Below are 13752 nucleotides of genomic sequence, written 5' to 3'. Positions count from 1 at the left end.
ACCGCTATTGCGGCGTCGGCCGCATCACCCCGTCGGGGCCGCGGCGCAGCGGGGCGGTCTGCTTCGGCAGCGGCGCGCCCGGCGCCTCGGCGATGGTGACGCCGTGCGGCCAGTCGGCCGGGGCGATGGCGATGTAGCGGGCGTAGCCGCCGGTGCCGCCCAGCGGCTTGGCGAAGCCGATGGCGATCAGCGCCCCGGCCTCCGGCACCTGGTCGAGATTGGCCACGCCCTCGGCCTGGGTGAAGTGGTTGTGCATCAGCCAGGCCTCGCCCTCCAGCGTCGGCGTGGCGTCGGTGTCCAGCGGCTCGTGGCCGTGGAACAGGATGCGGCGCTCGAGATGCAGGAACTTCAGCGCGTCCAGCGACACGCCGGGGAACGGCTTGTCGTTGAAGTGCTCGACATCGCCCCACTTCTTCGACCAGTCGGTGCGGACCATGACGACGCTGCCCTCGGGCACGGTGCCGTGCTTCGCCTCCCAGGCCGTCACGTCCTCGACGGTCATGGCGTAGCTGGGGTCCTTCGCCACCTTCTCGTGGATGTCGATCACCACCAGCGGGCGCACCGCGAAGGTCGGCGGCAGGTCGCTGATGGTGGCGCCGTATTCGTCCCAATGCGCCGGCGGGTCCAGCTGGGTGCCGTACTGGTCGGTCGGCAGGGCATAGGCGCTGGCGACGAAGCCGTGCTTGGCGTAGGTGAACTCGTCGCCCTTCTTGGCGTAGTCGGGCAGATCGTTGCCCGCCACCGCCGGCTTGAACTCGGCATTGCCGAAGCCCGGCCAGACCGGCTGGACCGGTGCGAAGGCATGGGTCAGGTCGATGTACTTCGCGCTCTTCAGCGTCGAATCATAGACGCTCCACAGCCCTTCCGCCGCCTGCGCCGCCGGCGCGGCGGCCAGCGCAAGGGACAGGACGGCCGTCCCGGCCAGGATCCGCAGCATGGAAGCCCCCTTCGATGGTTTGCGCGGACGAGCATCGCCCGAGCCCGGGCCGGCCTCCAAGCGGTAAGATCGGACGCCGGCTTGACGCCCCGTCCCGGCCGGCTTATCCCTGGGTCGCCCCTAACGGCTCGGAAAGGAGGGGATGACGATGGCTGCGATTGTCCGCGCGCTTCGCGCCCCCCTTCGCTGCGCCGCCGTTCGGGCCTCCTGACATCGGGATCTCTTCGGCCGGCGCCTGACAGGCTTCCGATCGAGGATCCGACATTGATCGATCGCTATGGCTGGAGCCCGGCGCTCCAGCATGATTTCCGTCCGCTCGCCGTCCGCGGCCTCAGCCCGGCGCGCGTCACCGTGCAGCAGCGCGGCGCATATTGTCTCGTCACCCCGGCGGGCGAGATGACCGGCCAACTCTCCGGCCGCTTCGCCCATGAGGCGCTGGAGGGCGACTATCCGGTGGCCGGCGACTGGGTGGCCGCATCCCTGCGCCCGGAGGAGGGCAGCGCCACCATCCACCAGGTGCTGCCGCGACGCAGCGCCTTCACCCGCAAGGCCGCCGGCCCCGGCCGCCCGACCGGGCAGGTGGTTGCCGCCAATGTCGAGGTCGCCTTCCTGGTCACTTCGCTGAACGCCGACCTCAACGCCCGGCGCGTCGAGCGCTACCTGGCCACGGCGTGGGAGAGCGGCGCCTCCCCCATCGTGGTGCTGACCAAGGCCGACCTGTGCGACGACCGCGACGCGCCGCTGGCCGAGATCGAGGCGGTGGCGCTGGGCGTGCCGGTGCATGTCGTCTCCGCCGTCACCGGCGAGGGCGTCGAGGCCTTGCGCGACTGCTTCGCCCCGGGCCAGACGGCGGTGCTGCTCGGCAGCTCCGGCGTAGGCAAGTCCAGCCTGGTCAACGCCCTGGCAGGGACCGAGCTGATGGCCACGGGCGCGATCCGCGAGGACGACGCCCGCGGCCGCCACACCACCACCCATCGCGAGCTGGTGCTGCTGCCGAACGGAAGGCTGGTGCTGGACACGCCGGGCATGCGCGAGCTCGGCCTGTGGGACGCCGGGGACGGCGTCGCCGCCACCTTCGCCGACATCGAGGCGCTGGCGGCGGAGTGCCGCTTCGCCGACTGCCGGCACGAGACCGAACCTGGCTGCGCCGTGCGCGCGGCGCTGGAGGACGGCAGCCTGGACCCGGAGCGCTGGCGCAGTTGGGGCAAGCTGCAGCGCGAGTTGGCCCATCTCGAGCGCAAGGAGGACCCGCTGGCCCGGGCCGAGGCCCGCCGCGTCTGGATCCAGCGGCACAAGCAGTACCGCGCCGGCAAGAAGCGCGGCGACTGGGGGTGACCGGCGCCCTCACGCCGGGTTCGAGATCTCGATCAGGTTGGCGTCGGGATCGCGGAGATAGATCGAGCGGATCGGCCCGGCGGCCCCCGTGCGGGGCACCGGGCCCTCCTCGATCGCGATGCCGAGGCGCTGGAGATGGGCCATCACCTCCTCCAGCGGCGTCGCGGCGATGAAGCAGAGATCGGCCGAGCCCGGCGTCGGCCGCAGCGCCTTCGGCTCGAACTCGTGCCCGGCCTGATGCAGGTTGATCTTCTGGTCGCCGAAGCGCAGGGCCTTGCGGCGGTTCCCCTCCGGCGTGTCGGCGCCGAAGGTCTCCACCTGCATGCCCAGCGCCTGGGTGTAGAAGTCGCAGGTCGCCTCGATGCTGGCCACGGTCAGCACCAAGTGGTCGAGATGGTCGATGCGGATCATGCCGTCCTCCTCCTCAGGCGCGGGATGATAGGACGGCATGCCGGTCAGTCCCAGCGCCCGTCCCGGCGGAAGCGGTCGCCGCCCACCTCCAGGGTCCCGTCGGCGACGGTGCCGGTGGCGGTGAAGCCGGAATCGTCGGCGAAGAAGATCTCGCCGGGGCCGCGGATCTCCCAGCGGCCGGCATAGGCGCTGCGCCGGGCGCCGCGCGCCTCGTCGTAGCGGCCGCCGGCCAGCAGTTCGAGCCGGATGTGACCGTTCTCGGTCACCCACATGCCGACGAGATCGGCCTCGGAGAGATCGGTGCGTGTCATGTCGCTGGCCTGTGCGGGGATGGTCTGGGCTTCGGTGGCCGGGGCGGAGAGAACCGCCAGGGCCGCCAGGGCGATGCGGAAGGGCAGCATCACGGCCGCCGCTCAATAGGCCTGGGCGGTCGGGCGCACGACCAGCTCGTTGACGTCGACGTCCGGCGGCTGGGCGACGGCATAGGCGATGGCGCGGGCGATGGCTTCGGCGGGAAGCAGGTCGCGGCGGTAGTCCTCGATCGCCGCCCGCCGCAGCTCGGGGTCGGAGATGCCGTTGGCCAGCTCCGATTCCGTCGCGCCCGGCGCCACCACCGTGACCCGGACGCCGCCGCCGATCTCCTGCCGCAGCCCCTCGGAGAAGGCACGCACGGCGCACTTGGTCGCCGAGTACACCGCTGCGGTCGGCACGATGCGCCGGTCGGCGACCGAGGTGACGTTGACGACATGGCCGCTGCCCTGGGCGCGGAACACCGGCAGGGGCGCGGCGACGCCGTACAGCACGCCCTTGAGGTTGACGTCGACCATCCGGTCCCATTCCTCGACCTTGAGGTCCGCAACCGGGGACAGCGGCATCACCCCGGCGTTGTTGACGATCACGTCCAGCCGGCCGAACTGCGCCACCGCGGCCTGGACGAAAGCGTCGACATCCTCGCGGCGGGTGACGTCCAAACGCTGCAGCCCCACCCGGCCGCCGCCGCGGCGGATCTCATCGGCCACCACCTCGAGCCGGTGCAGGCGGCGGGCGCCCAGCATCACGGCCGCGCCGGCCCTGGCGAAATGGCGCACCACGGCCTCGCCGATGCCGCTCGACGCGCCGGTGACGGCAATGACCTTGCCTTCCATGTCGGATCTCCATCAGCTGCGGCGTGCCTCGCCGCCGCCACGACCCTATGGCTTGACCCAACACGACACGAGCGCATAGTCGACATCATTTCAATGACTGGGACTCGTGCTCATGGCTTTCGATGGCCGCCTGCTGAGCGGCATCAGCGCCCTGGCCGCGGTGGTCGAGGCCGGCAGCTTCGTGCGGGCAGCGGACAGCCTGGGCCTGACTCAGTCCGGCGTCAGCCGTGCCGTCGCCCGGCTGGAGGCGCGGCTGGGCGTTCGCCTGTTCGACCGCACGCCGCGGGCGATCACGCTGACCGAGGAGGGCCGTCGCTTCTACGACGGGGTGATGCCGCACCTGACCGGCATCGAGGAGCGGGCGGCCGAGGCGTCGGGCGCCGCCGGCGCGGTGCGCGGCCGGCTGCGGGTCAATGCCGATGCCGCCTTCGGCCATCATGTGCTGGCGCCGCGCCTGGCCGGCTTCATGGCGCGCCATCCGGAGATCGAGCTGGAGCTGGTGGTGCGCGACCGCATCGGCGACCTGGTGGCGGAGGGCTTCGACATCGCCTTGCGCTTCGGCGAGCCGGAGCCCTCAGGCTTGAACAGCAAGCTGCTGCTGGAGACGCGGGTCCTGACCTGCGCCTCCCCCGATTACGTCGAGCGCCGCGGCCGGCCCCGCCACCCGGAGGATCTGGTCCGGGACGGCCATGAATGTGTGCTGGTGAAGGAGGCCGCCACCGGCCGGCCCTATGAATGGGAGTTCCGGCGCAAGGCGGAGGTGGTGTCGGTCCCGGTCAGGGGCCGGCTGACGGTCAATGATTCCGGCAGCCTGATCGGCGCCCTGCTGGGCGGCCAGGGCATCGGCCAGCCGCTGGAGTTCAGCGTGTGCGACCTGCTGACCTCCGGCCGGCTGGTCCGGCTGCTGCCCGACTGGTCGGACGAGCGCTTCCCGGTCTACGCCTATCACCGCTCGCGCGGTCTGCCCCCGGCCCGGGTGCGCGCCTTCCTCGACTTCGTCTTCGAGGTCACGGTGTAGGCAAGAGAAAGGGGCGCCGCAGCGCCCCTTCCCGTCTCACGTCAGGCCGCGGCGGCGAGCGGCTGCGGCTCCAGCACCAGCCCGTCCTCGCCCGCAGTGACCTTCACCGTGCTGTCGTCGACGACGCGGCCCTCCAGGATCGCGGTCGCCAGCGGGTTCTGCAGCTCGCGCTGGATCACCCGCTTCAGCGGCCGCGCCCCATAGACCGGGTCGTAACCCTGCTCCGCCAACCAGGCCTTCGCCCGCTCGTCGAGCTCGAGCGCGATCTTGCGGTCCTCGAGCAGGTGGCGCAGGCGGCCCAGCTGGATGTCGACGATGCCGGTCATGTTCGTCCGGCTGAGCCGACGGAACACGATCATCTCGTCGAGCCGGTTCAGGAACTCCGGCCGGAAGTGCTGGCGCACCGCCATCAGCACCTTCTCGCGGCTGACGAAGTCGATCTCGCCCTCGTCGTCGCCCTGCTCGATCGAAGCCAAGGCGAGATGCTCGGAGCCCAGATTGGAGGTCATCACGATCAGCGTGTTGCGGAAGTCGACCGTCCGCCCCTGGCCGTCGGTCAGGCGGCCGTCGTCCAGCACCTGCAGCAGCACGTTGAAGACGTCCGGATGGGCTTTCTCGACCTCGTCGAACAGAATCACCTGGTAGGGCCGGCGCCGCACCGCCTCGGTCAGCGCCCCGCCCTCGTCGTAGCCGACATAGCCCGGCGGCGCGCCGATCAGCCGGCTGACCGCGTGCTTCTCCATGAACTCCGACATGTCGATGCGGACCATGGCGGTCTCGTCGTCGAACAGGAACTCGGCCAGCGCCTTGGTCAGCTCGGTCTTGCCGACGCCGGTCGGACCCAGGAACAGGAAGCTGCCGATCGGCCGGTTCGGGTCTTGCAGCCCGGCGCGGGCGCGCCGCACCGCGTTGGCGACTGCGGTCAGCGCCTCGTCCTGGCCGACGACGCGGGTCTTCAGCTTCTCCTCCATGTGGAGCAGCTTGTCGCGCTCGCCCTCCAGCATCTTGTCGACCGGCACGCCGGTCCAGCGGCTGACCACCGCGGCGATGTCGTCGGCCTGCACCTCCTCGCGCACCATGTGCGAGGCCTGGGCCGCCTCGGCCTCCTTGAGCTTCTTCTCCAGCTCCGGGATCACGCCATAGGTCAGCTCGCCGGCGCGGGCCCAGTTGCCGCCGCGCTGCGCCTGCTCCAGCTCGCCGCGGGCCTGGTCGAGCTGCTCCTTCACCTTGGTGGCGGCGGACAGCTTCTCCTTCTCCGCGGTCCAGGCGGCGGTCAGCGAGGAGGACTGCTCCTCCAGTTCGGCCAGCTCCTGCTCCAGCTTGGCGAGGCGGTCCTTCGAGGCCGCGTCGGTCTCCTTCTTCAGGGCCTCGCGCTCGATCTTCAGCTGCATGGCGCGCCGGTCCAGCGCCTCGATCTCCTCGGGCTTGCTGTCGACCTGCATGCGCAGCCGCGACCCGGCCTCGTCGACCAGATCAATCGCCTTGTCCGGCAGGAACCGGTCGGTGATGTAGCGGTTCGACAAGGTAGCCGCAGCCACGATCGCGCCGTCGGTGATGCGCACGCCGTGGTGCAGCTCGTACTTCTCCTTCAGGCCGCGCAGGATCGAGATGGTGTCCTCGACCGTCGGCTCGGAGACGAAGACCGGCTGGAACCGCCGGGCCAGCGCCGCGTCCTTCTCGACATGCTTGCGGTACTCGTCGAGCGTGGTGGCGCCGACGCAGTGCAGCTCGCCGCGCGCCAGGGCCGGCTTCAGCATGTTCGACGCGTCCATGGCGCCGTCCGCCTTGCCGGCGCCGACCAGCGTGTGCATCTCGTCAATGAACAGCACGATCTCGCCGGCTGCCGTCGTCACCTCCTGCAGCACGGCCTTCAGCCGCTCCTCGAACTCGCCGCGGAACTTGGCGCCCGCCACCAGCGAACCGAGGTCGAGCGCCAGCAGGCGCTTGTTCTTCAGGCTCTCCGGCACGTCGCCGTTGACGATGCGCAGCGCCAGTCCTTCGACGATCGCGGTCTTGCCGACGCCGGGCTCGCCGATCAGCACCGGGTTGTTCTTGGTCCGGCGCGACAGCACCTGGATGGTGCGGCGGATCTCCTCATCCCGGCCGATCACCGGGTCGAGCTTGCCCGACCGCGCGGCCTCGGTCAGGTCGCGCGCGTATTTCTTCAGGGCGTCGTACTGGCCCTCGGCGCCGGGGCTGTCGGCGGTTCGGCCCTTGCGCATGGCGTCGACGGCGCGGCTCAGCGTCTGCGGCGTTACGCCGGCCTGGGCCAGGGCGCGGCCGGCCTCGGTCTCCTTGGCGATGGCGAGCGCCAGCAGGAGGCGTTCGGCCGCGACATACTGGTCGCCGGCCTTCTTCGCCTGCTCCTGCGCCTGGTCCAGCACCCGCGCCAGCTCGCGGCTCAGATAGACCTGGCCGCCGCCCTCGACCTTGGGCTGCTTGGCCAGCGCCTGCTCCACCGCCTGGGCCGCCGCCTCGGGCCGGCCGCCGGCGCTGCGGATCAGGTTGGCCGCGAGCCCTTCCTCGTCGTCGAGCAGCCCCTTGAGCAGGTGCTCGGGCAGCAGCTGTTGGTGGCCGCGGGTCAGCGCTGCGGTTTGAGCCGCCTGCAGGAATCCCTGGCTGCGTTCGGTGAACTTCTGAAGATCCATAAACTCTGTCTCCACTGTCCGGCGCGGTCGTCTTGCACGAAGCCCGACCCCGCCTTGATCCACATCAGTGCGATCCGGGAGGATGCAGGACTGATGTAGGAGTGTGGCCCGACAGCAACAAGGCCTTCCGGAGGCGTCCGGGACCGCATGCGCTGCGAACGCGCCGATCCGAAGCCGGTCCCATTCGCGCATAGCGGCGGTCCCCGGGGCGCCGAATGTTCCCCCGCGCCCTAAGGCGCTAGGGCCATGTCCCCGCCCCGTTGCCAGCCAGCCCGCCCAGGACCGCCGCCCGCCCCGCCGACCTGTACCGCTATCCCGTCAAGGGCCTGGCCGGGCAGAAACTCGCCGTCACGGATCTCGCCGCCGGGGAGACGCTGCCGCACGACCGGCGCTTCGCCATCGTGCACGGCGCCAGCCAATGCGACCCGACGGCGCCCAGCTGGCAGCCGAAGCGACAGTTCCTGCAGCTGATGACCGACGAGCGGCTGGCTCAGTTGGGCATCGACTACGACGACGCCACGGAAGCCCTGACGCTGAAGCGCGACGGCAAGCAGGTGGCACGCGGCCTGCTGTCCCTGCCGATCGGGCAGGAGCTGATCAACCAGTTCCTCAATGCCTTCATGAAGGACCCGCGTGGCGCGCTGAAGATCGTCTCCGCCCCCGGCATCGCCTTCACCGACAAGCCGGAAAAGCTGGTCTCGCTGATCAACCTGGCGTCGGTGAAGGACATCGAGCGGGTGACGCGCGCGCCGGTCGACCCGCGGCGTTTCCGCGGCAATCTTTATCTCGACGGCCTGCCGGCCTGGTCGGAGTTCGAGCTGGTCGGAAAGGAGCTGGCCATCGGGCCGGCGCGGCTCCGCGTCGTGTCGCGCATCGGCCGCTGCGCCGCGACCAACGTCAATCCGGCGACCGGCGATCGCGACCTGAACATCCCCAAGGCCCTGATCAGCGGCTTCGGCCACGCCGATTGTGGCATCTACGCCGAGGTTCTGGCGGGCGGCCATATCGCGGAAGGCGATACGCTGACGATCGCGTAGCGGCGCGGCTCCGCTTCCCCCTGTCCGATCCCGCCTTGACAGCCCTGCCGGCGCGGATGAAGATCGTTTGTATACGAATGAAATGACCGCTGGAGAACGGCGGATCTTCGGAACAGGATCAGGCCAGGGAGATCAGCATGTACCTCCGGCCAGGCACGCTGGACGAGGCGGTGGCGGCGCTTTCGGCGCCGGGCGGCCGCATCCTGGCGGGCGGAACGGACATCTTTCCGGCGGCGGGAGACCGGCCGCTGGCCGGGCCGATCATCGACATCTCGCGGCTCGCGGAGCTGGACGGCATCGTCCTCGGCGACGACCGCATCCGCATTGGCGCCCGCACCAGCTGGAGCAGCATCATCGCCGCGCCGCTGCCGCGCTGCTTCGATGCGCTGAAGGCCGCCGCGCGGGAGGTCGGCTCGATCCAGATCCAGAACCTCGGCACCATCGTCGGCAACCTGTGCAACGCCTCCCCCGCCGCCGATGGCGTGCCGCCGCTGCTGGCGCTGGACGCCGCGGTGGAGCTGCGCTCGCAGGCCGGCAACCGCACCCTGCCCCTGTCCGGCTTCATCTCCGGCAACCGCCGCACCGCCCGGCGCGACGACGAGATCGTGACCGCAGTCATCGTGCCACGGACGATCGATGCCGGCGCCTCCGCCTTCCTTAAGCTCGGCGCCCGCCGCTATCTCGTGATCTCGATCGCCATGGTGGCGGCGGTGGTCGAAGCCGATGCCGATGGGCGGGTCGCCCAGGCCCGGGTTGCGGTCGGCGCCTGCTCCGCCGTCGCGCAACGACTGTCGGCGTTGGAGCAGGAGCTGGTCGGCGCCCCGGCGCGCCCCGGCCTCGGCGCGCTGGTCAGGCCGGAGCATCTGGCACCGCTGTCGCCGATCGACGATGTCCGCGCCAGCGCGGCCTACCGCCTGGATGCGGCCTTGACCCTGGTGCGCCGCGCGCTGGACTGCTGCGCGGCGGAGATCTGAGATGCTGGATTCCCGTCCCGTCCTCAGCTTCACACTGAACGGCCGCCCGGTGCAGGTGCCGGCCGACCCGGCCGGCCGGCTGACCCGCCTGCTGCGCGACGATCTGGGCCTGACCGGCACCAAGGTCGGCTGCGATGCCGGCGATTGCGGCGCCTGCACCGTGCTGCTGGACGACACCCCGGTCTGCGGCTGCCTGGTCGCTGCTGGCCAGGTCGAGGGCCGCCGCGTCACCACCATCGAGGGGCTGCCGGCGCAGTCGCCCACGGCGTCGCGGCTGCAATCCGCCTTCCTGCGCCACGGCGCCGCCCAGTGCGGCATCTGCACCCCCGGCATGCTGGTGGCCGCCGCCGCCCTGCTGGACCGGAATCCGGAGCCGGGCGAGGCCGAGGTGATGGACGCGATCGGCGGGGTGCTGTGCCGCTGCACCGGCTATCGCAAGATCGTCGTCGCCATCCTCGACGCCCGTGCCGAGCCTGTCGCGGCGGAACCACCCGAGGCCGGCCGCGCCGTCGGCGCCCGGATCGACCGGCTGGACGGCCGCCGCAAGGTCGAGGGCCGCGACGTGTTCGGCGCCGACGAGATCCCGTCCGGCGCCCTGTCGGTGCGCGCCGTCCGCAGCCCGCATCACCGCGCCCGCTTCGCCTTCGGCGACCTCGACGGCTTCGTCGCCGCCCATCCCGGCATCGTCCGGGTGTTCACGGCAAAGGACGTGCCGGGCGAGAACCGCTTCGGCGTGATCGGCCCCTTCGCCGACCAGCCGGTCTTCGCCGAGACCGAGGCCCGGTTCCGCGGCGAGGCGGTGGCCGCGGTGGTCGGCGAGAGCTGGGCGATCGAGTCGCTCGACCTGTCGGAGTTTCCGGTCGCGTGGGAGCCCCTGCCCGCGCACACCACCATCGATGCCGCGCTGGCGCCCGGCGCCGACCTGGTTCATCCCGACCGGGCCGGCAACATCCTGGTGCGCGGCCGCGTCGTGCGCGGCAATGTCGAGGCGGCGCTGGACGCGGCCGACGTCGTGGTCGAGGGCGAATTCGAGACCGGCTTCGTCGAGCACGCCTATATCGAACCCGAGGCCGGCTTCGCCCGCCGCGTCGGCGACCGGATCGAGATCCAGGCCTGCACCCAGGCGCCCTATATGGACCGCGACGACGTCGCCAGGATCCTGGGCATCGCGCCGGAGGCCGTGCGCATCATCCCGACCGCGGTCGGCGGCGGCTTCGGCTCCAAGCTCGACCTGTCGCTGCAGCCCTTCGTCGCGATCGCAGCTTGGCATCTGAAGCGGCCGGTGCGCATGGTCTATTCCCGCACCGAGTCGATCATGACCACCACCAAGCGCCACCCGTCGCGGATGCGCGTGCGGGTCGGCGCCACCCGCGACGGCAAGCTGGCAGCGATGGATTTCGCCGGCGACTTCAACACCGGCGCCTATTCCTCCTGGGGCCCGACCGTGGCCAACCGGGTGCCGGTGCACGCCTCCGGTCCCTATTACGTGCCGCATTACCGGGCCCTGACCCGCGCCGTGCACACCCATCTGGTGCCGGCCGGCGCCTTCCGCGGCTTCGGCGTGCCCCAGGCCGGGGTGGCGCAGGAGCAGCTCTATGACGAGCTGGCCGACCGGTTGGGGCTGGACCGGCTGGAGTTCCGCATCGCCAACGCGCTGCGGCCCGACCAGCCAACCGTGACCGGCCAGGTGCTGGGCGAAGGCACCGGCATTCGCGCCTGCCTGGAAGCGCTGCGGCCGCATTGGCGCCGGGCGCGAGAGGAGGCCGCCGCCTTCAACCGGGCCACCACCGGCCCGCTGCGCCGCGGCGCCGGCGTCGCCGGCATGTGGTATGGCTGCGGCAACACCTCGCTGCCCAACCCGTCGACCATCCGCGTCGGGCTGAAGCCGGATGGGCGGATCGCGCTGCACCAGGGCGCGGTCGATATCGGCCAGGGCTCGAACACCGTCGTCACCCAGATCTGCGCCGACGCGCTAGGGGCGCCGATCGGGCGCTTCGACCTGGTCTCGGCCGACACCGACCTGACGCCGGACTGCGGCAAGACCTCGGCCTCGCGCCAGACCTTCGTCACCGGCAAGGCGGCGGAGCTGGCGGGCCGCGATCTGCGCCGCGCCCTGCTGCGCCTGGCCAATGCCGGCGAGGGCGCGGACATCACCTTCGCCGACGGCCGGGTCACGGTGACCGAGGGCGAGCACGCGCGCAGCCTGGACCTGGCGGCCCTGCCGCAGGACGAGCGCGGCTATGTGCTGGCGGCAGAGGCCACCTTCGACCCGCCGACCAGCCCGCTGGATGCGGACGGCCAGGGCGTGCCCTACGCCGTCTACGGCTTCGGCGCCCACATGGCGGAGGTCGAGGTCGACCTCGAGCTCGGCACCGTCCGGGTGCTCAAGATCACCGCCGCGCACGATGTCGGCCGGGCGATCAACCCGACCCTGGTCGAAGGCCAGATCGAGGGCGGCGCCGCCCAGGGGCTGGGCCTGGCGCTGATGGAGGAGTTCCATCCCGGCCGCGGCGAGAACCTGCACGACTACCTGATCCCATCGGCCGGCGACATGCCGCCGGTGGAATCGATCCTGATCGAGGACGCCGCCCCGGTCGGCCCCTTCGGTGCCAAGGGCATCGGCGAGCAGGCGCTGATCCCGACCGCCCCCGCCATCCTGAACGCCATCCACGACGCCACCGGCGTGCGCATCCGCCGGGTGCCGGCGACGCCGGACCGCGTCCGCGCCGCGATCCTGGCGGCCGGACAGAAGGACTGACATGTCCCAGCCCACGGAAAAGACCGAGGACGGCCGCATCCGCTGCGATGCCTGTCCGGTGATGTGCTACATCAAGCCCGGCGCCGCCGGGGCCTGCGACCGCTACGCCAACCATGACGGCACGCTGGTGCGGGTCGACCCGCATGTGGTGCTGGACCGCACCCTGCAGCAGGGCGGCAGCGTGGTGCCGTTCAACCGCGGCGGCGGCGACTGGGACGGCAAGCTGGTGCGCGGGCCAGAGACCTTCGTCACCGCGATCGGCGCCGGCACCACCTATCCGGACTACAAGCCGGCCCCCTTCATCGTCTCGGCCGAGGTCGACGGAGTCGACATGGTCACGGTGGTGACCGAGGGCATCTTCAGCTATTGCGGCGTCAAGGTGAAGATCGACACCGACCGCCATCTGGGGCCGGAGCGCAGCCTGGTCCGCGCCCAGGGCGAGCCGGTCGGCCATGTCACCACCGGCGAGTACGGGTCGCAGATGCTGTCGCTGGGCGGCGTGCACCACCTGACCGGCGGCAGCAAGAAGGAAGGTCGCGTCACCTGCGACACCCTCTTGGAGCTGAGCAACGGCCGCGCGGTCGAGCTGACCATCGATGACGGCGCCACCGTGATCGTGCAGGCCGGCAAGCCGCCGATCGTCAATGGCGCCGCCGAGGAGCGGATGCGGGTCGGCTGCGGCTCCGCCACCATCGGCATGTTCGCCAAGCAGTGGCACGGTAAGGTCGACGAGGTGGTGGTGGTCGACGACCACATCACCGGCGTGCTGTCGGAGCACCAGGCCGGCAAGCTCTTGGGCATCCCCGACACCGGCATCCACATGAAGGGCCGCCGCTCCACCCCCGGCCGCTACTTCCAGGTGGCGCAGCCCGGCACCGGCTGGGGCGGCACCGACATCTCCGACCCGCTGTCGATCCTGGGCCCGTTCAACCCGAAGGCGGCGCGGCCCGGCCTGACCATGCTGATGGTCAGCACCACCGGCGAGCATTTCGCCTATTACGTGCTGGACGACGAATTGAAGCCGGTGCAGCAGGAGCTGCCGGCGGCGCTGCGGCAGTCGATCGCGCGGATCGAGGAGAATTGCGAGCCGGCGCTGTGCACCGTGCTGTTCATGGGCGGCGCCGGCGGCTCGCTGCGCTCCGGCGTCACCGAGAACCCGGTGCGGCTGACCCGGTCGGTGAAGCAGGCGCTGACCTATGTCACCTGCGGCGGCGCCCCGGTCTATGTCTGGCCGGGCGGCGGCATCACCTTCATGGTCGACGTCACCCGGGTGCCGGAGAACGCCTTCGGCTATGTCCCGACCCCCGCCCTGGTGGCGCCGATCGAGTTCACGCTGCGCCTGTCCGACTACGAGGCGCTGGAGGGGCATATGGACCATGTCCGCCCCCTCTCCTCCCTCGGCGTCGACGCGGCGCGGCGGCCGGTGGCGCCCTATCGCGACAACCCCTGGCCCTTCGCGCCCCAGGGCGCGAAGCGGTCGCACGGCTGA

Annotated in this window: 11 protein-coding genes; 6 read left to right on the top strand and 5 right to left on the bottom strand. The window is 71.3% G+C overall.

The genetic code is table 11. The features are described 5' to 3' along the window. Window positions 1–4: 4 nt before the first annotated feature. A complete protein-coding gene (locus LG391_RS26295) occupies window positions 5–937 on the bottom strand; it encodes a cyclase family protein (RefSeq protein ID WP_225771017.1) in 933 nt (310 codons plus the stop codon). A 264-nt stretch (window positions 938–1201) separates the two neighbouring features. On the opposite strand from LG391_RS26295, the gene rsgA reads away from it, so the two are divergent. Continuing rightward, window positions 1202–2272 carry a ribosome small subunit-dependent GTPase A gene (gene rsgA, locus LG391_RS26290; RefSeq protein ID WP_225771016.1) on the top strand — a complete coding sequence of 357 codons (1071 nt, stop codon included), beginning with the start codon at window positions 1202–1204 and terminating at the stop codon, window positions 2270–2272. A gap of 9 nt (window positions 2273–2281) precedes the next feature. Here rsgA and LG391_RS26285 read toward each other — a convergent pair whose 3' ends face one another. From LG391_RS26285 to LG391_RS26275, 3 genes are read right to left on the bottom strand one after another with little or no spacing between them, the layout of a single operon-like run. Then, complete coding sequence (locus LG391_RS26285; RefSeq protein ID WP_374200788.1) at window positions 2282–2680, bottom strand: VOC family protein; 399 nt, start codon at window positions 2678–2680, stop codon at window positions 2282–2284. Window positions 2681–2727: 47 nt separating this feature from the next. Then, window positions 2728–3084, bottom strand: coding sequence for an Atu4866 domain-containing protein (locus LG391_RS26280; protein WP_225771257.1), 357 nt, complete (start codon window positions 3082–3084; stop codon window positions 2728–2730). A gap of 12 nt (window positions 3085–3096) precedes the next feature. Continuing rightward, window positions 3097–3828, bottom strand: coding sequence for an SDR family oxidoreductase (locus LG391_RS26275; RefSeq protein WP_225771014.1), 732 nt, complete (start codon window positions 3826–3828; stop codon window positions 3097–3099). Window positions 3829–3940: 112 nt separating this feature from the next. Here LG391_RS26275 and LG391_RS26270 point away from each other — a divergent pair, with 112 nt between their 5' ends. Next, entirely contained in the window at window positions 3941–4846 is a 906-nt protein-coding gene (locus LG391_RS26270) for a LysR family transcriptional regulator (protein WP_225771013.1), read from the top strand. Between the two features lie 41 nt (window positions 4847–4887). Here the strand turns inward: LG391_RS26270 and clpB are convergent, their stop codons facing one another. Next, entirely contained in the window at window positions 4888–7494 is a 2607-nt protein-coding gene (gene clpB / locus LG391_RS26265; protein ID WP_225771012.1) for an ATP-dependent chaperone ClpB, read from the bottom strand. A 260-nt stretch (window positions 7495–7754) separates the two neighbouring features. Between clpB and LG391_RS26260 the strand changes: the two genes are divergently transcribed. From LG391_RS26260 to LG391_RS26245, 4 genes are all read left to right on the top strand, one after another. Then, window positions 7755–8531: an MOSC domain-containing protein gene (locus LG391_RS26260; RefSeq protein WP_225771011.1), complete on the top strand. Its 777-nt coding sequence runs from the start codon at window positions 7755–7757 to the stop codon at window positions 8529–8531. 137 nt (window positions 8532–8668) lie between these two features. Further along, the gene (locus tag LG391_RS26255; RefSeq protein WP_225771010.1) at window positions 8669–9505 is read left to right on the top strand and encodes a xanthine dehydrogenase family protein subunit M; all 837 of its coding nucleotides are present in this window, start codon (window positions 8669–8671) and stop codon (window positions 9503–9505) included. A 1-nt stretch (window position 9506) separates the two neighbouring features. Continuing rightward, a complete protein-coding gene (locus tag LG391_RS26250; RefSeq protein ID WP_225771009.1) occupies window positions 9507–12263 on the top strand; it encodes a molybdopterin cofactor-binding domain-containing protein in 2757 nt (918 codons plus the stop codon). A 1-nt stretch (window position 12264) separates the two neighbouring features. Beyond that, window positions 12265–13752 (top strand): 6-hydroxynicotinate reductase, encoded by a 1488-nt coding sequence (locus tag LG391_RS26245; protein WP_225771008.1) that lies wholly within the window; start codon window positions 12265–12267, stop codon window positions 13750–13752.

Source organism: Inquilinus sp. Marseille-Q2685, assembly GCF_916619195.1.
Taxonomy (GTDB): Bacteria; Pseudomonadota; Alphaproteobacteria; order DSM-16000; family Inquilinaceae; genus Inquilinus.
This window is presented reverse-complemented; position numbering and strand designations above follow the sequence as displayed.